Annotated in this window: 23 protein-coding genes; 14 read left to right on the forward strand and 9 right to left on the reverse strand. The window is 61.7% G+C overall.

What is annotated here, in order from left to right:
• Nucleotides 1-99: 99 nt before the first annotated feature.
• The gene (locus tag VXM67_RS06945) at nucleotides 100-459 is read left to right on the forward strand and encodes a PilZ domain-containing protein (protein ID WP_027908098.1); all 360 of its coding nucleotides are present in this window, start codon (nucleotides 100-102) and stop codon (nucleotides 457-459) included.
• Nucleotides 460-505: 46 nt separating this feature from the next.
• Entirely contained in the window at nucleotides 506-1942 is a 1437-nt protein-coding gene (gene sbcB, locus VXM67_RS06950) for an exodeoxyribonuclease I (protein WP_023378895.1), read from the forward strand.
• A 70-nt stretch (nucleotides 1943-2012) separates the two neighbouring features.
• Here the strand turns inward: sbcB and mvaT are convergent, their stop codons facing one another.
• Nucleotides 2013-2390, reverse strand: a complete 378-nt coding sequence (mvaT, locus tag VXM67_RS06955; protein WP_023378896.1) for a histone-like nucleoid-structuring protein MvaT — start codon at nucleotides 2388-2390, stop codon at nucleotides 2013-2015.
• Between the two features lie 278 nt (nucleotides 2391-2668).
• Between mvaT and purU the strand changes: the two genes are divergently transcribed.
• Both purU and VXM67_RS06965 read left to right on the forward strand, forming a co-directional pair.
• Nucleotides 2669-3520, forward strand: a complete 852-nt coding sequence (purU, locus tag VXM67_RS06960; RefSeq protein ID WP_023378897.1) for a formyltetrahydrofolate deformylase — start codon at nucleotides 2669-2671, stop codon at nucleotides 3518-3520.
• 14 nt (nucleotides 3521-3534) lie between these two features.
• Nucleotides 3535-3768: a hypothetical protein gene (locus VXM67_RS06965; protein WP_081669750.1), complete on the forward strand. Its 234-nt coding sequence runs from the start codon at nucleotides 3535-3537 to the stop codon at nucleotides 3766-3768.
• Here the strand turns inward: VXM67_RS06965 and VXM67_RS06970 are convergent.
• The 4 genes from VXM67_RS06970 to VXM67_RS06985 all read right to left on the reverse strand — a co-directional run bounded on the left by VXM67_RS06970 (nucleotide 3674) and on the right by VXM67_RS06985 (nucleotide 8587).
• A complete protein-coding gene (locus VXM67_RS06970; RefSeq protein WP_186598803.1) occupies nucleotides 3674-4666 on the reverse strand; it encodes a lysylphosphatidylglycerol synthase transmembrane domain-containing protein in 993 nt (330 codons plus the stop codon). The genes VXM67_RS06965 and VXM67_RS06970 overlap by 95 nt on opposite strands.
• Complete coding sequence (locus tag VXM67_RS06975; protein WP_023378900.1) at nucleotides 4663-5427, reverse strand: DUF2334 domain-containing protein; 765 nt, start codon at nucleotides 5425-5427, stop codon at nucleotides 4663-4665. The genes VXM67_RS06970 and VXM67_RS06975 overlap by 4 nt, the downstream gene beginning before the upstream one ends.
• Nucleotides 5420-6541 carry a glycosyltransferase family 1 protein gene (locus VXM67_RS06980; protein WP_023378901.1) on the reverse strand — a complete coding sequence of 374 codons (1122 nt, stop codon included), beginning with the start codon at nucleotides 6539-6541 and terminating at the stop codon, nucleotides 5420-5422. The genes VXM67_RS06975 and VXM67_RS06980 overlap by 8 nt, the downstream gene beginning before the upstream one ends.
• Before the next feature lie 171 nt (nucleotides 6542-6712).
• Entirely contained in the window at nucleotides 6713-8587 is a 1875-nt protein-coding gene (locus tag VXM67_RS06985; protein WP_023378902.1) for a methyl-accepting chemotaxis protein, read from the reverse strand.
• Between the two features lie 168 nt (nucleotides 8588-8755).
• Between VXM67_RS06985 and VXM67_RS06990 the strand changes: the two genes are divergently transcribed.
• The gene (locus VXM67_RS06990) at nucleotides 8756-10231 is read left to right on the forward strand and encodes a helicase HerA-like domain-containing protein (RefSeq protein ID WP_023378903.1); all 1476 of its coding nucleotides are present in this window, start codon (nucleotides 8756-8758) and stop codon (nucleotides 10229-10231) included.
• 109 nt (nucleotides 10232-10340) lie between these two features.
• On the opposite strand, the gene VXM67_RS06995 is transcribed toward VXM67_RS06990, so the two are convergent.
• Complete coding sequence (locus VXM67_RS06995) at nucleotides 10341-11813, reverse strand: inorganic phosphate transporter (RefSeq protein ID WP_023378904.1); 1473 nt, start codon at nucleotides 11811-11813, stop codon at nucleotides 10341-10343.
• Nucleotides 11814-12126: 313 nt separating this feature from the next.
• The gene (locus VXM67_RS07000; RefSeq protein WP_023378905.1) at nucleotides 12127-12327 is read right to left on the reverse strand and encodes a hypothetical protein; all 201 of its coding nucleotides are present in this window, start codon (nucleotides 12325-12327) and stop codon (nucleotides 12127-12129) included.
• Between the two features lie 536 nt (nucleotides 12328-12863).
• Here VXM67_RS07000 and pcaR point away from each other — a divergent pair.
• The 9 genes from pcaR (at nucleotide 12864) to pcaC (ending at nucleotide 22463) form a co-directional block, all read left to right on the forward strand.
• Nucleotides 12864-13739, forward strand: a complete 876-nt coding sequence (pcaR, locus tag VXM67_RS07005; protein WP_023378907.1) for a pca regulon transcriptional regulator PcaR — start codon at nucleotides 12864-12866, stop codon at nucleotides 13737-13739.
• Between the two features lie 294 nt (nucleotides 13740-14033).
• Nucleotides 14034-15377, forward strand: coding sequence for an MFS transporter (locus tag VXM67_RS07010; RefSeq protein ID WP_023378908.1), 1344 nt, complete (start codon nucleotides 14034-14036; stop codon nucleotides 15375-15377).
• A 202-nt stretch (nucleotides 15378-15579) separates the two neighbouring features.
• Nucleotides 15580-16440 (forward strand): CoA transferase subunit A, encoded by an 861-nt coding sequence (locus VXM67_RS07015; protein WP_027908101.1) that lies wholly within the window; start codon nucleotides 15580-15582, stop codon nucleotides 16438-16440.
• Entirely contained in the window at nucleotides 16437-17216 is a 780-nt protein-coding gene (locus VXM67_RS07020) for a CoA-transferase subunit beta (protein WP_023378910.1), read from the forward strand. The genes VXM67_RS07015 and VXM67_RS07020 overlap by 4 nt, the downstream gene beginning before the upstream one ends.
• Nucleotides 17213-18418 (forward strand): 3-oxoadipyl-CoA thiolase, encoded by a 1206-nt coding sequence (pcaF, locus tag VXM67_RS07025; RefSeq protein WP_177325259.1) that lies wholly within the window; start codon nucleotides 17213-17215, stop codon nucleotides 18416-18418. Before VXM67_RS07020 ends, pcaF begins: the two co-directional genes overlap by 4 nt.
• Nucleotides 18419-18602: 184 nt before the next feature.
• The gene (locus VXM67_RS07030) at nucleotides 18603-19892 is read left to right on the forward strand and encodes an MFS family transporter (RefSeq protein WP_023378912.1); all 1290 of its coding nucleotides are present in this window, start codon (nucleotides 18603-18605) and stop codon (nucleotides 19890-19892) included.
• A gap of 9 nt (nucleotides 19893-19901) precedes the next feature.
• Nucleotides 19902-21254, forward strand: a complete 1353-nt coding sequence (locus tag VXM67_RS07035; protein WP_023378913.1) for a 3-carboxy-cis,cis-muconate cycloisomerase — start codon at nucleotides 19902-19904, stop codon at nucleotides 21252-21254.
• An 11-nt stretch (nucleotides 21255-21265) separates the two neighbouring features.
• Nucleotides 21266-22057: a 3-oxoadipate enol-lactonase gene (gene pcaD, locus VXM67_RS07040; protein WP_023378914.1), complete on the forward strand. Its 792-nt coding sequence runs from the start codon at nucleotides 21266-21268 to the stop codon at nucleotides 22055-22057.
• 10 nt (nucleotides 22058-22067) lie between these two features.
• A complete protein-coding gene (pcaC, locus tag VXM67_RS07045) occupies nucleotides 22068-22463 on the forward strand; it encodes a 4-carboxymuconolactone decarboxylase (RefSeq protein ID WP_027908103.1) in 396 nt (131 codons plus the stop codon).
• A gap of 78 nt (nucleotides 22464-22541) precedes the next feature.
• On the opposite strand, the gene VXM67_RS07050 is transcribed toward pcaC, so the two are convergent.
• Together VXM67_RS07050 and VXM67_RS07055 are read right to left on the reverse strand one after the other, a co-directional pair.
• Complete coding sequence (locus VXM67_RS07050; RefSeq protein WP_023378916.1) at nucleotides 22542-23066, reverse strand: DUF962 domain-containing protein; 525 nt, start codon at nucleotides 23064-23066, stop codon at nucleotides 22542-22544.
• 211 nt (nucleotides 23067-23277) lie between these two features.
• Nucleotides 23278-24531 (reverse strand): OprD family porin, encoded by a 1254-nt coding sequence (locus VXM67_RS07055; RefSeq protein WP_023378917.1) that lies wholly within the window; start codon nucleotides 24529-24531, stop codon nucleotides 23278-23280.
• Nucleotides 24532-24693 lie beyond the last annotated feature (162 nt).

The following is a 24693-nucleotide window of genomic DNA, read 5'->3' on the forward strand; positions in this document are numbered from 1 at the left end:
GATTTGCCGCGAGTGTTGAGCTAACCTGTTAATTGGATGTAACAACCACTCGCCAGTCTCTTGCATTCCTGGCATCGGGTACGGACTGCAATAGCCATCATGTACAACCAACGCCATATCGAACGCCATCAGCTGCCTTGTGTGCTCAAGGTCTACAACCGCTTCACCGAGCAGCAGATCGGCTTTCTGGGTAATGCCTCGGAAGATGGCTTGATGTTGATCAGCCAGCTGCCGGTGCTGGTCGGCCCGGATTTCGAGTTGCAGCTGCGCCTGCCACTGGCCGGTGGCGGCTTGCAGTTCATCAACGTGACAGCCAGCTGCCTGTGGTGCCGTGAGGACCAGACCCCCGGCCACTACGATTCTGGTTTCATGCTCTTGCAAGCCCCCCGCGAGTACGACGATTTCGTCCGTTCATTGCGAGACTATTTCAGTTTTAACCCTGCCAACGCTTCCGCCTGAAGCTCGGTCCGCTAGAATCGGGACGACCTCGATACAGGACGACCCCGTGAGCTCCAGCATTTTCTGGCACGACTACGAAACCACCGGCATCAACCCACGCTGCGACCGACCGCTGCAGGTTGCCGGTGTGCGTACCGACCTCGATCTGAATGAGATCGAAGCGCCTATCAACCTCTATTGCCGCCCCTCCGACGACATCCTGCCGCACCCGGCCGCGTGCCTGGTAACCGGTATCACGCCCGAACAGTTGGCGACCCAGGGCCTATGCGAAGCCGAATTCATGACCCGGGTTCACGAGCAGCTTGCGCGCCCGGGAACCTGTGGCGCGGGCTACAACACCTTGCGTTTCGATGACGAGGTCACGCGTTACAGCCTGTATCGCAACTTCTTCGACCCCTATGCCCGTGAGTGGCAGGGCGGTAACAGTCGTTGGGACCTGATCGACGTCGTGCGCACGGCTTACGCGCTACGCCCTGAGGGCATCGTCTGGCCCCAGCAGGAGGGCCGTACCAGCTTGCGCCTGGAGTTGCTCAGCCAGGCCAATGGCATTGTCCATGGGCATGCCCATGAAGCACTTTCCGACGTGCGGGCGACCATTGGGTTGGCCCGTCTGATTCGCCAGAAACAACCTAAGTTGTATGACTGGTTGTTCAACCTTCGCAGTAAGCACAAAGTGCTGGAACAGATTCGCTTGTTGCAGCCGCTGGTGCACATATCAGGACGTTTCTCGGCCGCGCGTCATTATCTGGGCGTGGTGTTGCCACTGGCCTGGCACCCGCGCAATCGCAATGCACTGATTGTGTGCGACCTGCATCAGGAAACCCTACCGTTATTAAGGGAAAGTGCCGAAGTCCTGCGAGCGCGCTTGTACACTCGGCATGAACATTTATCTGAGGGGCAACTACCGGTACCGCTGAAGTTGGTGCAAATCAACCGCTGCCCGGTAGTGGCTCCGCTATCGGTATTGCGCCCTGCAGATCAACAACGCCTTGGGCTGGACATGGCATTGTTGCAATCGCGCGGTGAGGCCTTGGCCACGCAACAGTCGGTTTGGCAAGACAAGCTTGAACACATCTATGGCACGGAAGATTTCACCCCCAGCGAAGACCCTGAACAGCAGTTGTATGACGGTTTCCTGGGAGAGCGTGACCGTCGTCTATGTGAACAAGTGCGTACCCTGGAACCAGCGCAATTAGGGCATGGCCACTGGATGTTCGATGACCCACGAATGCCTGAGTTGCTGTTCCGGTATCGTGCGCGAAACTTCCCCGAGACCTTGAACCCCCAGGAGCGTCAGCGCTGGTTCGCGTTCTGCCAGCAGCGTTTGAGCGACCCTTTGCACGGCGCCCCGAACACGCTGGCGGGCTTCGAGCAGGCCCGGCAGGGGGCTTGGGCCGATGCCGATGAAGCGGGGCGCAAGGTGCTGGACGCCTGGCAGGCCCATGCCGGGCAATTACAGGCACGGTTCGAATTGCACCCGTGAATGAGCCAACAAAAACGCCGGCATTAAGCCGGCGTTCGTGTTTGCAAAAGCGAGGAAACAGTGCGGACTATCAGTCCAGCAGAGTCGCCCAGCCTTCAACCACATCACCACCCCACTTGGCTTTCCATTCTTTCAGGGTCTTGTGGTTACCGCCTTTGGTTTCGATCACTTCACCGTTGTGCGGGTTTTTGTATTGCTTGACTTTGCGTGCACGCTTGGTGGTAGTGGTTTTAGCCACGGCGCGCGGGCCTTTGCTCAGTTTCGACTCTGGGTCGAGCAGGGCGATCACGTCGCGCAGCGACTTGGAGTATTCACCCATCAGTGCGCGCAGTTTGCCTTCGAACTCCAGTTCTTGTTTCAGCTTGTCATCCTGCGACAGGTTGGCCAGGCGGGCCTGAAGTTCCTTGATGGCTTCTTCGGTAGCGCGGTACTCGTTGATCAGGGACATGGAGTGTTCCTTAGTGCGTGTTCAGAAATGTGTGTGCCAATAATAGACAGGCGATACTCTCAAGTAAACATATAAATAAGCAATAAACTGTTAATTAGGTTGCGACAACATATTTCTTCGGTTAAGAAAAATTCACAAAACTCTCGATCCCGAGGTGGTAGTGCCAGGGACAGTGGCATAAGGCTGGCGCTGGCGGTGCGGGCGCACACGATCAATACTGCGTTTTTGCTGGTGTGCCGCTAGAATGAGCGCCTTTGCGAAGTTTTGGAGTCTTATTCATGCGCACCTATCGTCTGGTGATCGCCTGCCCCGACCGTGTAGGCATCGTGGCGAAAGTCAGTAATTTCCTGGCCTTGTACAACGGCTGGATCAACGAGGCCAGCCACCACTCCGACGAGCAAAGTGGCTGGTTCTTCATGCGCCATGAAATCCGTGCCGAGTCGCTGCCGTTCGGTATCGAAGCCTTCCGCGAGGCGTTCGCGCCCATCGCCGAAGAGTTCTCCATGACCTGGCGCATCACCGACTCTGCGCAGAAGAAGCGCGTGGTGTTGATGGCCAGCCGCGAATCCCATTGCCTGGCCGATCTGCTGCACCGCTGGCACACCGACGAGCTGGACTGTGAGATTCCTTGCGTGATTTCCAACCACAACGACCTGCGCAGCATGGTCGAGTGGCACGGGATCCCGTTCTTCCATGTGCCGGTGGACCCCAAGGACAAGGCCCCGGCCTTTGCCGAAGTGTCGCGCCTGGTTCAGGAGCATGCGGCCGACGTGGTGGTGCTGGCCCGCTACATGCAGATCCTGCCGCCGCAACTGTGCCAGGACTACGCTGAAAAAGTGATCAACATCCACCACAGCTTCCTGCCCTCGTTCGTTGGCGCCAAGCCTTACCACCAGGCTGCGCTGCGTGGCGTGAAGCTGATCGGCGCAACTTGCCACTACGTGACCGAAGAGCTCGATGCCGGCCCGATCATCGAACAGGACGTGGTCCGCGTGAGCCACGCCGACAGCATCGAAGATATGGTTCGCTTCGGCCGTGACGTCGAGAAGATGGTGTTGGCCCGTGGTCTGCGCTATCACTTGGAAGACCGTGTACTGGTCCACGGCAACAAAACGGTGGTCTTCGACTGATAGCGAGGTGGCCTGTGGCAGATCCGCGTGACAAGGCGGGTGCCTCGGCACCTGCGACCCTCGGCGAGGGCTGCCTGGCCCGCTTCGATCCCGAAGCGCTGAGCGACGACGACGGCACCGAGTTTTCCGGTGCCGCCGAACTCTGGCAGCAGCTCAATGCGCCTGACCCCGCCAGCGCGCCAGCAACGGACGCGCCAGCAGGCACACGAACACCGGCCCTCCGGCAAGCAGATAGAAGTAGTAAGTGACTGCCCGCCAGATCAGCACTGCCGCCGCTGCGGTCGAGCTGCCGACCAAGGGGGTCAGCAAGCTCGCCGACGTCAGTTCTGCGGCGCCTGCACCACCTGGCAGCAAGCTGAACTGACCGGCGCTCAGCGAAAGCATCTGCACCAGAAAGCTCGGTACCCACGAAAGCTCCACACCCAATCCCCGCAGTACCAGGAACAACACGCTGTAGCGTAGGCTCCAGTGCGCGCAGGTGAGGGTGAATACCAGCGCCAGCGTGCGTTTGGGCAGGCGCCAGGTTTGCGCCAGGGCATGGATGAAGTGCAGCAGCTTGCGAGCCCAGCGTTGTCGACGTTGCCGGGCAACGCCAAGGCGCCTTAGCAGCCGCCCGATGAACCGCATCACCCGGCGTCGGTAGCGTAGTAAACCAACCACCAGCGCCAGCGCCACGCACAGCAGCGATGCGCTGCCCAGCAGCATGCTTTCCTGGCTTTGCCCGAGGCTGTGAAACGCGGCATAGCCGGCGATAGCCAGCAGGGCACAGAAGAAAAACACCAAGTCGTTCAGTTGGTCCATGGCAAACACCGCCCCGCTGCGCGCTGGGCCGATGCGATCATGGGCCAGCAGCGCCATCAAGGTCAGCGGTCCGCCGCTACCCCCCGGGGTGGTGCAGATTGCGAACTCGGTGGCCATCACCACGCCCAGGCTGCGTACCCGGCTAATCTTCTGCGCCTGCTGGCCGAGCAGCAGGCGCAGGCGAACGGCGTTGATGACCCAGCACAGCATGATCATCCCCAGCAGCGACATCATCAGTGTCGGTGCGAAGGCGCGTAGCCTGGGTAGCAGTTCGCTGCCGCCCAGCAGCGTCGGCACCAACACCGCCAAGAGCAAGGCCAGGACCAGCCAGCCCAGGCGGCTCATGCGATCACCTGGCGCTCCAGCCAGCTTGACTTGGTCAAGGGCTCGCGGCCTTCTGCCAGTAGGGTCTGGAGGGTGCGCAACCAGTACTGTCGTGAGTCGCGATGACGCATGTCCACCGGGTGCAGCCCCAGGCGCAGTGTCTCTGCCTCGCGCCAACGTCGGCATTGCCAGTCACAGAGCAGCCGAGACAGTCCCCGACGCCAGGCACTGCGGGCGCTCCATACCAAACCAGGGGCTGGGATGGCGGTGAACTCGGGCAGGCGGTACAGGTGCTGGGCTGTGCTGGTGTAGCGCAAGGGCAGATGGCGCAGCGCCTGTCGGGTGCCTTCGCTCATCAACCAGGCCGGTGCGACGAAGCCTGCTACCGGCCAGCCTTGCCGCTCGAATAGCGCCAGGCCGCTTTCCAGGCGTTGCAGGGCTTGCTGGCGGTCCAGCCGGTAGAATTCGCCTTCATGGGTCAAGACACGGCGCATGAAGTATTCGCCAGGGCTGCGTGGTGGCGGCTCGTCATCGGCATGGTAGAAGCCATGCAAGGCAAGTTCGTCTCCCCGCGCCAAACGGTGTTCGAGCATGCGGCAGAAGGTGGGCGAGCGTGACAGCAGGTTGCGGTGATGGAAGTCCGGCACCACCAACCAGGTCATCGGCACATTGCCCAGTTGGTCGACGGCCTCGACGAACGGCTGGTAGTCGGGCCAGGTTTCGGGCGCGATGTCGTGCAGCACCAGCATCAGGCTGCGCGGCTTGCCGCTGTTTTCAACCATGGGCACGTACCTGCGGTGTGTGGCCGAGCACGGCCTGATAGTGCCCCAGCAAGCCGCTTACCACGCTGTCCCACGAGTAGTGTTGCTCTGCCTGGCAACGGGCTTGGACGCCTAGGTCGTGAATGCCTTCTTCGAACACCTCACGCACGGCGGTGGCCATGGCCTGGCCATCGTTGGGGCGGCACAGGCGCCCGCACCGGTCGTTGATGATCTCGCTGAACGCCCCGGCCCGCACCGCGACCACCGGGGTTGCGCTGGCCATCGCTTCGAGGATGACCAGGCCGAAGGTTTCCTGGTCGCCTGCGTGAACCAGCAGGTCGGCACTGGCCATCAGCCTGGCGACCTCATCGGGTGGGCAGAATCGATCGATCACGGTGACGTTGGCTGGCACATTGGCTGGCATGTTCGAGCCAACCAGCAACAGGTGATACGGTCGGCCCAGGCGCTCTATGCAGTCAAGCAGAACGGGCAGGTTCTTTTCCCGCGAACCGCGACCTGCGTAGATCAGCAGGCGGCTGGTGTCGGGAATCCCCAGTCTGGCTTTCAGATGCGGATCGCGGTGCCCAGGGTGGAAGGTCGACAGGTCGACGCCCAGAGGCTGCACATGAACTTGTTTAACCCCCAGGCGGCGCAGTTTGTCGGCCATGACTTGGCTGGGAGCCAGCACCCGGTCGAAGTTGCCATACAGCTTGCTGACATAGGCTTCGACATTGGGGGTGAACCAGTTGCCCATCCGATTGCTGACCAGCAAGGGGAGATCGGAATGATAGAAACCGATCACCGGCACGTTGAGCTTGCGCCGCGCTTCCAGGGCTGCCCAGGCGGTCAGGTAGGGGTCGCCCACCTCGATCAGGTCGGGCTTGAGGCGGCGAAGCACGTTGCACCAAGGGGCCAGGCGCACCGGGAAGCGGTAGCCGTTGCCAAACGGCAGGGGAGGAGCGGGCACCTGATAGATGCCGTTGTCGTGGCTGGCGCTGGCGCCGGGGATCAAGAGACTGTGGCGCACGCCTGCAATGGCGTCGAGTCGATGGTGTTTGGCATCAAGATAGGTACGTACGCCGCCGCTGGCCGGGGCGTAGAACATGGTGATGTCAGCAATGTGCACGATCAGCATCCCTCCGGGATCGTCTTCGGGTCTGTCATCCGGCTGCAACGGGCCGGCGATGACGCGCCTAAAGGTTGACCTTCCTGAAGAATAGTTTGTTCGATCGGGGTAGGGGGCTTGGCGGGATAGCTTCGAACGACAGGAGCAGGCAGGCGGACTGCCTGCTCCTGTGGCGTGCGGTCAGATGCGGAACGTGCCGACCAGATGCTTGAGGCGGCTCGCTTGCTGCTCCAGGTCAGAGCATGCACGCAGGGTGGCCTGGAGGTTTTCGACGCCTTCCTGGTTGAGCATGTTGATTTCGTTGATGTCCATGTTGATCGAATCGACCACGGCAGTCTGTTCCTCGGTGGCGGTGGCCACCGACTGGTTCATGCCGTCGATCTCGCCGATGCGCACGGTCACGCTGTCCAGACGCTCGCCGGCCTGGTTGGCGATCTCCATGCTGTCCTGGCTGTGGCGCTGGCTTTGGCCCATGGTCTCCACCGATTCGCGGGCACCGATCTGCAGTTCCTCGATCATGGTCTGGACCTGCTGCGCCGATTCCTGCGTGCGGTGGGCCAGGTTGCGCACTTCATCGGCTACCACGGCAAAGCCTCGGCCAGCCTCGCCGGCGCGGGCAGCCTCGATCGCGGCGTTGAGTGCCAGCAGGTTGGTCTGCTGGGAGATACTGGTGATGACTTCGAGAATCTGGCCGATGTTGACGGTCTTGCTGTTGAGGGTCTCGATGTGCGCGCTGGAGCTGACGATCAGGTCGGACAGGCGGTTCATCGCCTCGATGTTGCGCTCCACTACTTGCTGGCCTTCCTCGGCCAGCAGGCGAGCCGAGCTGGCGTGTTGCGAGGCTTGGGCCGCATTGCCAGCGATCTCCTGGGCGGCAGCACCCAGTTCGTTGATGGCGGCGGCGACGCTGTTGGTGCGGTTGGACTGTTCGTCGGAGTTGGCCATCGACGAGTTCGATGCGCTGATGACCCGAAGGGCTACTTCATTGACCTGCTCGGTGGCCGAGGACACTTCGCGGATCGAGCTGTGGATACGCTCGACGAAGCGGTTGAAGGCGGTACCCAGAATACCGAACTCGTCGTGGCTGTGGATTTTCAGCCGCTTGGTCAGGTCGCCTTCGCCTTCGGCGATGTCTTCCATCGCTCGGGTCATGGTGTGCAGCGGCTGCATGAGTGCGCGGATCAGCAGGCCGAGCAGACCGATGATGATCACCACGGCAACGACCGTGGCGATGACCGCCGAGGTGCGGAAAGTGCTCAGCATGGCGAAGGCTTTTTGCTTGTCCACCGACAGGCCGATGTACCAGTTGGCCGATGGCAGGCCTTTGATCGGCGTGAAGGTCAGCAAGCGCGCCTGACCGTCGGTATCGACTTCGGTCAGTTCACCGGACAGCTTGGGGGTCTTTTGCGGGAACAGGTCCGACAGCGACTTCATCACCAGCTCTTTGTCCGGGTGAACCAGGATCTTGCCTTGATCGTTGACCAGGAAGGCATAACCCATGCCGCCGAAGTTCAGCGAGTTGACGATCCGTACCAGGCCATCGAGGTCCAGGTCGCCGCCGACCACGCCGACGGAGCCGGAAACCTTGTTGATGATGCCGATGACCATCTTGTTGGTGGCCATGTCGATGTACGGTTCGGTAAGCGTCACGCCGGAGGCGTTCATGCCGTCCTTATACCAAGGGCGGGTACGTGGATCGTAGCCATCGGGCATCTTGGTGTCGGGGCGGACACTGAAACCACCATCGACCTTGCCCAGGTACACGGTCAGGAAGCTGGAGGTCAGGGCATTCTGGCCCATCAAGGTCTCAGCCTTGGCGGGTTCCTGGGCAATGTTCTGTGCCAGATTCTCCACCAGTTTTATGCGACCTTCGAACAGGTTGCGAATGTTGGTCGAAGTGGATTCGCCCATTTCAGCCAGATAATTCTCCAGATTTTCCCGGATCGCATTACGCTGGAGGTAATCGTTGTAGAGGGTGAACAAACTGAAGGCGAGTATCACGATCAGTGAGGCTGCCAATAGGATCTTATGGCTGAAACGAAGGCTTTTGTTCATGGCGTAATCGGTTCCGCTAAGGTTTTTATCGGGCGTTCGCACGAATACAGCAGTCAAACAGTGCAACATCCCGGAAAGTCCTTTTTCGGTTGTTCCTGCTTTGAAGGCGAATATCACATGGGTGTATCGGCCGATTCAGGGTGAAGCTTGAGTAGAGGAAGAGAGAACATGTCGGATTCTTCGCAATTAGTTGTCGGCGCAGGTTTGGATGGCCAGCCCGTCACCCAAGCCATGCGCCTGGCCAACCGTCATGGTTTGGTCGCCGGGGCCACGGGGACGGGTAAAACCGTCACACTTCAGCATCTTGCGGAAGCTTTCAGCGATGCGGGGGTGGCGGTATTCGCGGCCGATGTCAAAGGTGACCTGTGTGGCCTGGGGGCGATGGGGGCCCCGCAAGGCAAGGTAGCCGAGCGGATTGCCGGCATGCCCTGGTTGGGACACACGCCACAGGCTTATCCGACCAGCCTCTGGGATATCGCTGGCCAGTCCGGTCACCCGCTGCGTACCACCCTCAGCGAAATGGGGCCGCTGTTGCTGGGCAACTTGCTTGAACTGACCGACAGCCAACAGGCCGCGCTGTATGCCGCGTTCAAGGTGGCGGACCGCGAAGGCCTGTTGCTGCTGGATCTGAAGGACCTCAAGGCTCTGCTAGGGCATTTGAAGGACAACCCACAATTGCTCGGCGAAGACAGCGCTCTGATGACTGGCGCCTCGACCCAGGCACTGTTGCGTCGGCTGGCCACCTTGGAGCAGCAAGGCGCCGAGGCCCTGTTCGGCGAGCCAGCCTTGCAGCTCGAAGATCTGCTGCGCCCTGACCACGACGGGCGTGGGCGCATTCACCTGCTCGATGCCAGCCGCCTGGTGCATGAGGCGCCGAAGGTGTATGCGACCTTCCTGCTATGGCTGCTGGCTGAGCTGTTCGAGCAACTGCCGGAGCGTGGGGATGCCGACAAGCCGGTGCTGGCGCTGTTCTTCGATGAAGCCCACTTGTTGTTCAACGATACGCCCAAGGCTTTGCAGGACCGGCTGGAGCAGGTGGTGCGGCTGATCCGCTCAAAAGGAGTGGGGGTTTATTTCGTCACTCAGTCACCGGGCGATCTGCCGGATGCCGTGCTGGCTCAACTGGGATTGCGCATCCAGCATGGTCTGCGGGCATTCACCGCCAAGGAGCAGAAGTCGCTACGGGCGGTGGCTGATGGTTTTCGGCCGAATCCTGCGTTCGATACCTTGGCTGTGCTGACCGAGCTGGGTATCGGCGAGGCCTTGGTGGGAACACTGGAGGAGAAGGGCACGCCAGCGATGGTCCAGCGCGTGCTGATCGCCCCGCCGCAGTCGCGGATCGGGCCGCTCACGGCAGCCGAGCGAAGTGCCTTGATCGCCGGCTCACCGTTGCTAGGACGCTATGACAAGCCGGTCGACCGCGAGTCGGCGTACGAGATGTTGAGTCAACGCAAAGGTGAGCCGGTGGAGCCTGCGCCGGTGCCTAAGGTGGATGAAGACAGTTTTGCCGACAAGGCCGGGGAGTTCTTGCAGAGTGCGGCAGGGCAGGCAATCAAGTCGGCGGTGCGGCAAGCGGCCAACCAGTTGGGGCGCCAGCTGGTGCGGGGGTTGATGGGGTCGTTGTTGGGAGGCAGGAAGCGGTAGTGAACCTGCGCCGACCCTTGCGCGGGTAATCCCGCTCTTACTAAGCAGGGGCGGGGAGCAGATATGAAAAGGGCGCCCGAAGGCGCCCCTTTCACATGTGCGGTATCACTTAGCCAATGGCTTTCGACGCCAGCCAGAACAGGCCGGCCGCGAGGCCCATCGAGGCCGGCAGGGTCAGGACCCAGGCCAGCAGGATGGTTTTCACGGTACCGCCCTGCAGGCCGCTCTTGTTGGCGACCATGGTACCGGCGACGCCGGATGACAGGACGTGGGTGGTCGACACCGGCAGGCTGAACACGTTGGCCATACCAATGGCGCAGGCTGCGGTGATCTGTGCCGACATGCCTTGGGCGTAGGTCATGCCCTGTTTGCCGATTTTCTCGCCAACGGTCAGTACCACGCGTTTCCAGCCGACCATGGTGCCCAGGCCCAATGCCAGCGCAACGGCAACGATCACCCAGAACGGAGCGTACTCGGTGGTGGCGGTGAGGTCCTTGCGCAGTTTTTCCAGGTCGGCCTTCTCACGGGCTTCCAGGCCTGGCAGCTTGCCGACCTTCTTGGCCGTGTCATCCAGGCAGAGCAGGTAGCGACGTACTTCCACGCGTTTTTCCGCGCTCAGGTCGCGGTAGTCGGTCACGCCTTGCAGCGAGGTCTGCAGTGCCGCGATGGTGGGTTCGGTCTGCTGGGGGTTGCAGCTGAACTGTTCCGGCAGGTCGCTGGCCTTGGCCTTGCCCAGCGCCAGGAATTCGCCCAGGGTCGCGGCGTTGCGCTGGTAGAACTGGCTCATGTGCAGGGTGGCGTCGCGGGTACGCTCGATCTGGTAGGTCGTGCTGTTCAGGTCGAGGACGAATTTGGCCGGGACGATACCGATCAGGACCAGCATGATCAGGCCAATGCCTTTCTGGCCGTCGTTGGAACCGTGCACGAAGCTCACGCCCATGGCCGAAATAACCAGCACCAGGCGGTTCCAGAAGGGGGGGTGTTTCTTGTCGTCGAGCTTGCGACGCTGCTCGGGCGTCTTGTGCATCTTCGACAGCGGGCGCCACCATTTCAGTCCGATCAGGACCAGGGCTGCCACGGCGAAGCCCGCCATGGGCGAGACCACCAGGGACATGGCGATGTCGATCGCCTTCTGCCAGTTGACGCCGTCACCCAGCGGAATGTCGTTGATCAAGGCATTGGCCAGGCCCACACCGAGGATCGAGCCGATCAGCGTGTGCGAGCTGGAGGCGGGGATGCCGAAATACCAGGTGCCGAGGTTCCAGGTGATGGCCGCAGCCAACAGCGAGAAAACCATGGCCAGGCCATGCCCGGTGTTCACATTGATCAGCAATTCGACTGGCAGCAGGTGCACGATGGCATAGGCCACCCCGACTCCGCCGAGCAAAACGCCGAGGAAGTTGAACACGCCGGAGAAGAATACGGCGAGGTGCGGCGGCATGGCTTTGGTATAGATGACGGTGGCTACCGCGTTGGCGGTGTCATGAAAGCCATTGATGAACTCGAATGCGAGCACGAATGTCAGCGCGAGCAGCAAGCTCACCAACACCCAGGCATCCAGTCCGCTGAATAAATCGATCATGAAGGTTGTCTGGCGGTCAAAGGGGGCGCGATTATGCCAGAAAACCTTGGCAATCGATGCACCTGCTGCTGACCGATGGCAGTCATTCTCGACCTGGGTTCGGACGCCGAAGCCGTATTCCAGGCAGATTAATGGCGCCTAAAAGTCGTGAAAACCCTGTAATTTCGGCAAATTATCAAAAAAAGCAGTGCGGCCTCCCGGTTCAAACGGTCGTATGAAATTTGTGTAATTCCATTTCATCCCCGATCTCCCGGTAAAGATCGCCCGCGCCCTGGCCTTTCAGCCTGCGGCGCGGATGCCAAGGATCGGACGCTCAGGATTTCTCGCTGCGCAGTTCCTTTTCCATCTTTTCCAGTTCATGGCTGAAGGCTTGGTCTTGCACGGTGGCTCGTTTACGCCAGGGTTTGCGTTCCGGATCCGGTTGGGCGGCGTAGGTTGTAACTTCCCCGCCGTAAACTTCCTTGTAACGTTCAGCCTGGCGCTCGAGTTCCGCGCGCAGTTCATCTTTCGTCACAGTAATACCTGAATGAGTTGGTTACCTGTTTGTTGTTTGCCAGGTGCGTTGCGTCCACGCGGGTATCGCCTGTCGACGCTCTGGGTATTCGCCGAAAGCGCATGGAACAGCGGAAGGCGTGAATCAGCAGCCTGAGTGCTGGCGATTGGATAAGCATGACCCCGGTGAAGTCCATGACCGCGTCTCGATCCGGGCCAGCAGAATCGATTATAGCAACCGTTAATTCGTCGAACAGGGTTATTTACCCAATACTGACATCGCCTACGCAAGTTGTTGTCGCGTTCGCCACGAAGTGCCGGGGTTCGATGTTGGAACAACAGAAGCGGAAGTCGGTGTTGCAAGAGGATAATGAAAAACGGCCTCGCGCGAGGCGAGGCCGTTGCCTGGGGACTTCTACGGTGGGTACCTGACCAGTCTCTCCAAAGAAGCCACATGTGGCAGGAGAAAGGTATAAGCAAAAGTGTCAGCGGTCAATTGCGATTATCGGCCGTTCGTTCGATAATCGCACGAGCGAGCGATTTTTTTAGAGGTGTGCGATGAGCGATGAAACCCTGGTCAATGAGTCTGCCCACGCAGAGCCGGTGCGTGGTGCCGCTCCCTCGTTGGCACCACCGATCGTGGCTTCACCGGCCAAGCGGATCCAGGCGTTCACGGGCGACCCTGACTTCATGACCTCACTGGCGCGGGGACTTGCAGTGATCCAGGCGTTCCAGGAGCGCAAGCGCCACCTGACCATCGCCCAGATCAGCCACCGTACCGAGATTCCACGGGCTGCCGTTCGGCGTTGCCTGCATACCTTGATCAAGCTGGGGTATGCGACCACCGACGGGCGCACGTATTCATTGCTGCCCAAAGTGCTCACCCTTGGGCATGCCTACCTGTCTTCGACGCCGCTGGCCGTTTCGGCGCAGCCTTATCTGGACCGCATCAGTGACCAGCTGCATGAGGCGGCCAACATGGCCACGCTCGAAGGTGACGACATTCTTTATATCGCGCGTTCGGCAACGGTCGAGCGGCTGATCTCGGTCGATCTGTCGGTAGGTGGGCGGTTGCCGGCCTATTGCACGTCGATGGGCCGCATCCTGCTGGCTGCGCTGGACGATGCCAGCCTCAGGGAGTACCTGGAACGGGCGGACCTCAAGGCGCGTACCAGTCGCACATTGCATGACCCCGATTCATTGTTCGCCTGCATCCAGCAAGTGCGTGCCCAGGGCTGGTGTGTGGTGGATCAGGAGCTGGAACAAGGGCTGCGATCGATTGCAGTACCCATCTATGACGCATCGGGTCAGGTGCTGGCTGCCTTGAATGTCAGCACCCACGTGGGCCGCGTCAGTCGCAGCGAGCTGGAGCAGCGGTTCCTGCCGATTCTGTTGTCCGCCAGCCAAGACCTGTGCCACCAGCTTTTTGGCTGAGGCGAGGCGTGGCAGCGTTTCCTGTTCGATAAACGCACAGTGTCGTTGCTGGTCAATTGCGCAGTCCCAAGGCGCTGATTAATGTCTCTCGCAACGGTCGGCTTTGCCGACCGAACAAAAACAACACGAGAGATACCTTGATCATGAACACTGTCGCTTCGCTGCTGCGGCCGCACCCGCACGCAGTGCCCTCGTATCCAGGCTGATTCCAGCCGCACTCCACCGACTTTCGAATACGTTGCTCGTGCCTCGCGTGCAGTGGTTTGTCCGTGCCCATCATTCTGGATAACAACAATGAATCAACCGCAATCTGTCGGGAACAGCCTCGACGTCCAGTCGTTCATCAATGAACAGCCTCTGTCCCGCTTTCAGTGGCGGGTGGTGATCCTCTGCTTCCTTATTGTCTTCCTTGACGGCCTGGATACAGCCGCCATGGGTTTCATCGCGCCGGCCTTGTCCCAGGAGTGGGGCATCGACCGCGCCAGCCTTGGCCCGGTGATGAGTGCGGCGCTTATCGGCATGGTGTTCGGGGCCCTCGGCTCGGGGCCTTTGGCTGACCGCTTCGGTCGTAAAGGTGTACTGGTGGGGGCCGTGCTGGTGTTCGGCGGCTTCAGCCTGGCTTCGGCCTACGCCACCAATGTCGATCAGTTGCTGGTGCTGCGCTTCCTGACCGGCCTGGGTCTGGGGGCAGGCATGCCCAACGCCACCACCTTGCTGTCCGAGTACACCCCCGAGCGCCTGAAGTCGCTGCTGGTGACCAGCATGTTCTGTGGCTTCAACCTGGGCATGGCGGGTGGTGGTTTCATTTCCGCCAAGATGATCCCGGCCTACGGTTGGCACAGTCTGCTGGTGGTGGGTGGTGTGCTGCCTCTGCTGCTGGCCTTGGTGCTGATGATCTGGCTGCCGGAGTCGGCGCGTTTTCTGGTGGTGCGCAACCGGGGCACCGACAAAGTGCGCAAGACCCTGGCACCGATCGCCCCTGCGGTGATCGCTCAGGCGGCCAGCTTCAGTGTGCCCGAACAAAAAGCGGTAGCTGCTCGCAACGTGTTTGCAGTGATCTTCTCCGGTACCTATGGCGTCGGCACTTTGCTGCTGTGGCTGACCTATTTCATGGGCCTGGTGATCGTGTACCTGCTGACCAGCTGGCTGCCCACACTGATGCGTGACAGCGGTGCCAGCATGGAACAGGCGGCCTTCATTGGTGCTTTGTTCCAGTTCGGCGGCGTGCTCAGTGCGGTCGGGGTGGGTTGGGCCATGGACCGCTTCAACCCGCACAAGGTCATTGGCATCTTCTACCTGCTGGCCGGCGTGTTTGCCTACGCAGTGGGGCAGAGCCTGGGCAACATTACCTTGCTGGCCACACTGGTGCTGATCGCAGGTATGTGCGTGAACGGTGCGCAGTCGGCGATGCCCTCGCTGGCGGCGCGCTTCTACCCGACCCAAGGCCGTGCCACCGGGGTTTCGTGGATGCTGGGCATCGGCCGTTTCGGCGCGATTCTGGGTGCCTGGAGCGGTGCGACCCTGCTGGGCCTGGGCTGGAGCTTCGAGCAGGTACTGACTGCCTTGCTGGTGCCCGCAGCGCTGGCGACGGTGGGTGTAATCGTCAAAGGGTGGGTAAGCCACGCGGACGCGACCTGATCCTGGCCGGCAAGCGGGTGTCTGCGGGGCGTTGCAAGCCCCGCGTGAGCCCGGCTTGCTGGCGATGAGGTCTTGAGAGACAGAAGGTTAGCCTGGCAACAAATTGTTCGATAACCGCACAAATAGTCGATTATCGGATTGTGGCCACCCACCAGTCTCCTTAATCTGAGTTCAACGTAGCACCCTGACCAGGAGTCTCCCCATGGCTGCAATCCTCCCGCTTCACGAAGCTGTGAAGCAGTTCATTCAAGACGGCGATACCGTCGCGCTCGAAGGCTTCACCCACCTGATCCCGACCGCCGCTGGCCACGAGATCATCCGTCAGGGCAAGCGCGACCTTACCCTCGTGCGCATGACCCCGGACCTGATCTACGACCAGCTGATCGGCGCCGGCTGCGCCAAGAAGATCATCTTCTCGTGGGGCGGCAACCCAGGTGTCGGTTCGCTGCACCGTCTGCGTGACGCGGTCGAGAAGCAGTGGCCGCACGCGATCGAAATCGAAGAGCACAGCCACGCCGACCTCGCCAACGCTTACGTCGCTGGTGCTTCCGGCCTGCCATTCGCGGTGCTGCGTGCCTACGCCGGTTCCGACCTGCCGAAGGTCAACCCGCTGATCAAGAGCGTTACCTGCCCGTTCACCGGCGAAGTCCTCGCCGCGGTACCGTCGGTGCGTCCGGACGTCACCGTGATTCACGCGCAGAAGGCCGACCGTAAAGGTAACGTGTTGCTGTGGGGCATCCTCGGCGTCCAGAAAGAAGCCGCCCTGGCCGCCAAGCGTTGCATCGTCACCGTCGAAGAAATCGTCGATGACCTGCAGGCACCGATGAACGCCTGTGTCCTGCCGACTTGGGCGCTGAGCGCAGTCTGCCTGGTACCGGGTGGCGCACACCCGTCCTATGCCCATGGTTACTACGAGCGTGACAACCGCTTCTACCAGGATTGGGACCCGATTGCGCGCAACCGTGAGTCGTTCAGCGCCTGGATCGACACTTATATCCGTGGCACCGCTGACTTCAACGAATACAAGGCCAAGCTGGCCAGCTCCTCGGAGGCTGCACAATGAGCTACTCCACCTCTGAAATGATGACCGTCGCCGCTGCCCGTCGCCTGCGCAACGGCGCTGTCTGCTTCGTCGGCATTGGCCTGCCATCCAAGGCTGCCAACCTGGCTCGGCTGACCTCCTCGCCAGACGTGGTGCTGATCTACGAGTCTGGCCCGATCGGTGCCAAACCGAGCGTACTGCCGCTGTCGATCGGTGACGGCGAGCTGGCCGAAACCGCCGATACCGTGGTGCCGACCGGCGAGATCTTCCGCTACTGGCTGCAAGGTGGTCGTATCGACGTGGGCTTCCTCGGTGCCGCCCAGGTCGACCGCTTCGGCAACATCAACACCACCGTGGTGGGTGACTACCATGCACCCAAGACCCGTCTGCCGGGTGCGGGTGGCGCGCCGGAAATTGCAGGCTCCGCCAAGCAAGTACTGATCATCCTCAAGCAGTCGACCCGTGCCTTCGTCGACAAGCTGGACTTCATCACCTCGGTCGGTCACGGCGAGGGTGGCGATTCGCGCAAGCGCCTGGGCCTGCCAGGTGACGGCCCTGTCGGGATCATCACCGACCTGTGCATCATGGAGCCTGAAGCTGGCACCAACGAGTTCGTGGTCACCTCGATTCACCCTGGCGTCACTCGCGAGCAGATCGTTGCCGCCACCGGCTGGGCGATCCGTTTCGCCGACGATGTGCAGACCACCAGCGCACCGACCGAAGTCGAACTGACCGCTCTGCGCGACCTTGAAGCCCGTACCGCCGTGGCCCATGGCCAGGTGGCAGGAGAAGCCTGATGCGTGACGTATTCATCTGTGACGCCATCCGCACCCCGATCGGCCGCTTCGGCGGTGCCCTGGCCGGTGTGCGTGCCGACGACCTCGCCGCAGTGCCGCTCAAGGCGCTGATCGAGCGCAACCCGTCGGTGCAGTGGGACCAGGTCGATGAGGTGTTCTTCGGCTGCGCCAACCAGGCTGGCGAAGACAACCGCAACGTGGCGCGCATGGCGCTGCTGCTCGCGGGCCTGCCCGAGAGCATTCCCGGCGTCACCCTCAACCGTCTGTGTGCTTCGGGCATGGACGCTATCGGCACGGCCTTCCGCGCCATCGCCAGCGGCGAAATGGAGCTGGCTATTGCTGGCGGCGTCGAGTCGATGTCGCGTGCCCCGTTCGTCATGGGTAAGGCCGAGAGCGCTTACTCGCGCAACATGAAGCTCGAAGACACCACCATCGGCTGGCGTTTCATCAACCCGCTGATGAAGAGCCAGTACGGCGTGGACTCGATGCCCGAGACCGCCGACAACGTCGCCGACGACTACCAGGTATCGCGTGCCGACCAGGATGCGTTTGCCTTGCGTAGCCAGCAGAAGGCCGCAGCGGCCCAGGCTGCCGGCTTCTTCGCCGAGGAAATCGTCCCCGTCCGCATCACCCACAAGAAGGGTGAGACCCTGGTCGAGCAGGATGAACATCTGCGTCCGGAGACCACCTTGGAAGCGCTGACCAAGCTCAAACCGGTCAATGGCCCGGACAAGACCGTCACCGCTGGCAACGCGTCGGGTGTCAACGACGGCGCCGCAGCCCTGATCCTGGCGTCGGCCGAGGCAGTGAAGAAACATGGCCTGACCCCACGTGCTCGAGTGCTCGGCATGGCCAGCGCCGGTGTGGCGCCCCGTGTCATGGGCATTGGCCCGGTACCGGCAGTGCGCAAGCTCACCGAGCGTCTGGGTGTGGCGGTTGGCGACTTCGATGTCATCGAGCTCAATGAAGCGTTCGCCAGCCAAGGCCTGGCGGTGCTGCGCGAGCTGGGTGTGGCCGATGACGCGCCGCAGGTCAACCCCAATGGCGGCGCCATCGCCCTGGGCCACCCGCTGGGCATGAGTGGTGCGCGTCTGGTCCTGACTGCGCTTCACCAGTTGGAGAAGAGCGGTGGGCGTAAAGGCCTGGCGACCATGTGCGTGGGTGTAGGCCAAGGTCTCGCCCTGGCCATCGAACGGGTCTGACCCGTACCGGCGCTATTGCCGGCAAGTCGGCTCCTGCAGGGAACCACGCAATCCTTGTGGGTGCCGGCCTGCCGGCAATAGGGCCGGTAGCTACGACACAAGGCCAATTGCCAGCCTCCGTGCGGAACGAGTGTGTTACTAGGTATGTCTAGAATACCTATGACCCTCCAGGAGTAAACACACCATGACCTCAGCCTATTACACCGGCGAAGAGCGCAGTAAACGCATCTTTGCCATTGTCGGTGCCTCTTCGGGCAACCTGGTGGAGTGGTTCGACTTTTACGTCTACGCCTTCTGCGCGATCTACTTCGCGCCGGCTTTCTTTCCCTCCGATGACCCCACCGTGCAGCTGCTGAACACCGCTGGCGTGTTCGCTGCCGGCTTTTTGATGCGGCCCATCGGTGGCTGGATCTTCGGCCGCCTGGCCGATCGTCATGGCCGCAAGAACTCCCTGATGATTTCGGTGCTGATGATGTGCGCCGGTTCGTTGATGATCGCCTGCCTGCCCACATACGCCAGCATCGGCACCTGGGCGCCGGCGCTGCTGTTGCTCGCGCGCCTGATCCAGGGCCTGTCGGTGGGTGGCGAATACGGCACCACTGCCACCTACATGAGTGAAGTGGCGCTACGAGGCCAGCGTGGTTTCTTCGCCTCGTTCCAATACGTAACGCTGATTGGTGGCCAACTGCTGGCGGTGCTGGTAGTGGTCATCCTGCAGCAACTGCTGAGCGAGGATGAACTGCGTGCGTGGGGCTGGCGCATTCCGTTCGTGGTCGGTGCCATTGCCGCCCTGGTCTCGCTGATGTTGCGCCGTTCGCTGGAGGAAACCAGCAGCGCCGAAACCCGCAAGGACAAAGACGCCGGTACCATCGCTGGGTTGTTCCGCAACCACACCGCAGCGTTCATCACCGTGCTGGGCTACACCGCCGGTGGTTCGCTGATCTTCTATACCTTCACCACGTACATGCAGAAATACCTGGTCAACACGGCGGGGATGAACGCCAAGAGCGCAAGCTTCGTGATGACCGGCGCGTTGTTCCTGTTCATGATCCTACAGCCGTTCTTCGGCATGCTCTCCGACCGAATCGGTCGACGTAACTCGATGCTGCTGTTCGGCGCTTTGGGCACCCTGTTCACCGTCCCGCTGCTGATGGCGCTCAAGACCGTGACCAGCCCGTTCGTGGCCTTCGTGCTGGTGACGCTGGCCCTGTGCATCGTCAGTTTCTACACCTCGATCAGCGGCCTGGTGAAGGCCGAAATGTTCCCGCCGCAGGTGCGTGCGCTGGGTGTGGGCCTGGCCTATGCGGTGGCCAACGCCATGTTCGGCGGTTCCGCCGAATACGTTGCCCTGGGCTTGAAAACCATGGGCATGGAGAACACCTTCTACTGGTACGTGACGGCCATGATGGCAGTTGCCTTCCTGTTCAGCCTACGACTGCCGAAGCAGGCAGCGTACCTGCATCACGATCATTAAGGACGTTGCATGAGCAATCTGCTGTTCGACGCTTATTTCACCGCACCGGCCATGCGTGAGATTTTCTCCGACCGTGGCCGGCTGCAGGGCATGCTCGATTTCGAAGCCGCCTTGGCCCGTGCCGAAGCCAGCGCCGGGCTGGTACCGCACAGTGCGGTGGCCGCCATCGAGGCGGCCTGCCACGCCGAGCGCTACGATGCCCGCGCCTTGGCCGATGCCATCGCCACTGCCGGCAACTCGGCTATCCCCTTGGTGAAGGCGTTGGGCAAGGTCATCGCCAGTGGTGTGCCTGAAGCCGAGCGCTATGTGCACCTGGGCGCCACCAGCCAGGATGCCATGGACACGGGTTTGGTCCTGCAACTTCGCGATGCGCTCGACATGATCGAAGCGGACCTCGGCAAGCTTGCCGAGACCCTGGCGCACCAGGCTTTGCAGCACGCCGACACCCCGCTGGTGGGCCGCACCTGGCTGCAGCACGCCACGCCGGTGACCCTGGGCATGAAGCTGGCCGGCGTACTCGGTGCTCTGACCCGTCACCGCCAGCGCCTCAAGGAGCTGCGTCCGCGTCTGCTGGTGCTGCAGTTCGGTGGCGCGTCCGGCAGCCTCGCGGCCTTGGGCAATAAAGCGATGCCGGTCGCAGAGGCCCTGGCTGAACAACTCAAGTTGACCTTGCCTGAGCAACCCTGGCACACCCAGCGTGATCGCCTGGTGGAATTCGCCTCGGTGCTGGGCCTCATCGCTGGCAGCCTGGGCAAGTTCGGGCGGGATATCAGCCTGTTGATGCAGACCGAGGCGGGGGAAGTGTTCGAGCCTTCCGCGCCGGGCAAGGGCGGCTCTTCGACCATGCCGCACAAGCGTAATCCGGTGGGCGCGGCGGTACTGATCGGTGCTGCCACTCGTGTGCCGGGCCTGCTGGCGACCATGTTCGCGGCCATGCCTCAAGAGCACGAGCGCAGCCTTGGCCTGTGGCATGCCGAATGGGAGACCCTGCCAGACATCTGCTGCCTGGTCTCTGGCGCGCTGCGCCAGGCCCAGGTGATTGCCGAGGGGATGGAAGTCGATGGTGAACGCATGCGCCGCAACCTCGACCTGACCCAAGGCCTGGTGCTGGCCGAAGCCGTGAGTATCGTGCTTGCCCAACGCCTGGGCCGTGACCATGCCCACCACCTGCTGGAGCAATGCTGCCAGCGTGCCGTGGCCGAGCAGCGCCACCTGCGCGCCGTGCTCGGTGACGAGCCGCAGGTCAGCGCCGAGCTGTCCGCCGAAGAGCTGGACCGCCTGCTCGATCCTGCCCATTACCTTGGCCAAGCCCGCGTCTGGGTGGCGCGTGCCGTGGCCGAACATCAACGTTTCACTGCCTGAAGGAGACCGCTGTGGCGCAATTGCAACTGGCCGATGGCGTATTGAACTACCAACTCGACGGCCCGCAAGACGCACCGGTGCTGGTGCTGTCCAACTCGCTCGGCACCGACCTGGGCATGTGGGACAGCCAGATTCCGCTGTGGAGCGAGCACTTCCGGGTGCTGCGCTACGACACCCGTGGCCATGGCGGGTCGCTGGTTACCGAAGGCCCTTACAGCATCGAACAGCTGGGGCGTGACGTGCTGGCGCTGCTCGATGGTCTGGATATCGAGCACGCGCATTTCGTGGGCCTGTCGATGGGCGGCCTGATCGGCCAGTGGCTGGGTATCAATGCCGGTGCACGCCTGCACAGCCTGACGCTGTGCAATACCGCCGCCAAGATCGCCAATGACGAGGTGTGGAACACCCGCATCGACACCGTGCTCAAAGGTGGCCAGCAGGCCATGGCTGACCTGCGTGACGCCTCCATCGCCCGCTGGTTCACCCCAGGCTTCGCCCAGTCGCAGCCTGAGCAGGCCCAGCGTATCTGCCAGATGCTCGCAACGACTTCCGCGCAAGGTTACGCAGCCAACTGCGCCGCGGTCCGCGATGCCGATTTCCGTGAGCAACTGGGTCGTATCCAGGTGCCGACGCTGATCGTGGCGGGTACCGAAGATGTGGTGACCACCCCGGAGCATGGCCATTTCATGCAGGCTGGAATCATTGGTGCCACCTACGCCGAGTTCCCTGCGGCACACCTGTCCAACGTCGAAATCGGCGAAGCGTTCAGCCGCCGCGTGCTCGACTTCCTGCTGGCTCGCTGAGGGTAGCGCAATGGATGAGAAACAACGTTACGAGGCCGGCATGCAAGTGCGCCGGGCGGTGCTTGGCGACGCCCATGTCGACCGCAGCCTGGAAAAGCTCAATGACTTCAACAGCGAGTTCCAGAACATGATCACCCGGCATGCCTGGGGTGATATCTGGACTCGCCCCGGCCTGCCGCGCCATACCCGCAGCCTGATCACCATCGCCATGCTGATCGGCATGAACCGCAACGATGAGCTGAAATTGCACCTGCGCGCCGCGGCCAACAATGGTGTGACCCGCGACGAGATCAAGGAAGTACTGATGCAGAGTGCGATCTACTGCGGTATTCCGGCGGCCAACGCCACCTTCCACCTGGCGGAGTCGGTGTGGGATGAGCTGGGGGTCGAGTCGCGCCAGGCTTGAGTGTGCAGTCGCTGCCGCCTCTGGCACCGGCACGTCAGCCCCCGCAGGTTGGGGGCTGGCGTTACCGGCAATGTCCCATCAAACGGTCGCTTTCTTCTGCTGGATAGCCACCGGGCCGGCCTTGGCCTCCACCGCCTGCTTCAGCGTCGGACACAGTCCCAGCATGAATGCAGCTTCTGCCACCACGAACAAGGGCCCGATGATCAGCCCGCTGATGTCGTCGACGAATGCTGGCTTGCGGCCTTCGTAGTAATGGCCGACGAACTGAATGATCCAGCCCACCACGAAGGCACCGATTCCTGCTGTGAGCCACAGCGCGGTGCTTTGCATCGCCAGCACCTGGCCTACCCACAGGCACAGCCCCAGCAACAGCCCCATCACCAGGCCCAGGCGCAGGTCAAGGCGCAGGTAGAACCATACCGATGCCGCCGCCGCCAGCATGGCCGGGGACAGCCATGCGCCTGCAATGTCCCAGCCGGGGCGTGACAGCAGGATGGTCACGGCCACGACGATCATCGGGATTCCGATGAAATGAGTGGCGATGTTGCGTGGGTCGCGGTGGTAGCTGGCGTATTGGCTCAGGTGGTCGACGAGGTTTTTCATTGTTGTTCCTCCCTGGGGGGCCTGTTCTGCTCCCGATATAACTGAGGATAGCCCGCAACCGACAGCATCATCAGTTCAGCGAATGGCGGTAGCGTACGCCGGCGTATTCAGGTCGATCGCGGTGCGCAGGGGAGGTGGCGGGGGCCGTAGGAGCGCAAGTGAGGAAGGGTGCTGTAGTGGCCTCATCGCCGGGCGATGAGGCCAGGCCAGCTTACAACAGGTTCAGCGGATAGCTGACGATCAACCGATTCTCATCGAAGGCGTTGGTGCTGAAATCGCGGCGCATGGTGGAGTTGCGCCATTTGACCGACAAGTCCTTGAAGGTGCCGGACTGCACCACATAAGCCAGCTCGGTCTCCCGTGCCCATTCCTTGCCATCGTCGACGCTGCTGGTGTGAACGTTGTCGCCCTTGATGTAGCGGTTCATCAAGGTGAGACCCGGCACGCCGACAGTGGCGAAGCTGAAATCATGACGTACCTGCCACGAGCGTTCCTTGGCATTGTCGAAGCTGGAGTTGTAGCTGTCGTTGGCCAGGGTGCCACCACTGGTGCCGTTGACCCGCATCCAGGCGTCGTCACCGCTGACCTTCTGCAAGCCGACGTAGAAGGTATGCCCCTTATAGCGGGCCGAGAGCATGGCCGACGCGGTGCGGTTGTCGAGTTCGCCTGCGCGCTCGGCGCCGTCTTCCTTGCCGATGAAGTAGCCGAGGTTGGCGCCCAGGGTCCAGTCACCCAGTGGCTGGCTGTGCACCAGGTTGATGTATTGCTGGCGGTAGATGTCCTTGAGCTGGGCATCCCACAAGCCAATCATCGTGCGCTTGTCGTTGAAGGTGTACTCACCCCCGCCGAAATTGAAGCGATCCGAGGTGAAGGCGGCGCGGCCGTTGAGCGACATGTCTTCCATGCTGGCGTCGTTGCGTGGGCTGTTGCCACGGAACTGGCCGGCATACAGGGTCAGGCCGTCGATTTCCTTGGAGGTGATCTGGCCGCCGCGGAAGGTTTGCGGCAGCGAACGGCCATCGTCCGAACGCAGGATCGGCAGCACCGGCATCCACTCGCCGACCTTCAGTTCGGTTTGCGAAAGCTTGGCTTTGAGCGCCACGCCCAGACGGCCGAAATCATCGGCAGGGCGACCATCGTCATGAACCGGGAGCAGGTGGGTGTTGGTGGTGCCTTTGCCGCCATCGAGCTTGACCGAGTACAGGCCTAATACATCGACGCCAAAGCCTACGGTGCCCTGGGTGAAACCGGAACGGGCGTCGAGGATGAAGCTTTGCGTCCACTCTTCGGCCTTCGCTTGTGGGTGGGCCGAGTCGACGAAATTGCGATTGATGTAGAAGTTACGCAGGTTAAGTGTGGCCTTGGCATCCTCCACGAAACCGCCTTCGGCGGCCAGAACAGGGAAGGCGCAGGACATGGCCAACAGGCCGGGCAGCAGCTGGCGTGCGGGGTACGAAGTGCTCATCTGTTGTCAATCTCTTGTTTTTATGGGGCGAACCGGCGCGCTGCAGGGACACGTGTGCAGGGGCGGGTCTTTTTTCTGATGAACGTGTGCAGCGTTTCGGGGCAGATGGTGCTGAATCGGGGGAGGGTGGGGCAATTGGTCGCAAACGGAAGCGGGCGATAA

Source organism: Pseudomonas sp. Rh2 (assembly GCF_040762985.1).
GTDB lineage: Bacteria > Pseudomonadota > Gammaproteobacteria > Pseudomonadales > Pseudomonadaceae > Aquipseudomonas > Aquipseudomonas taiwanensis.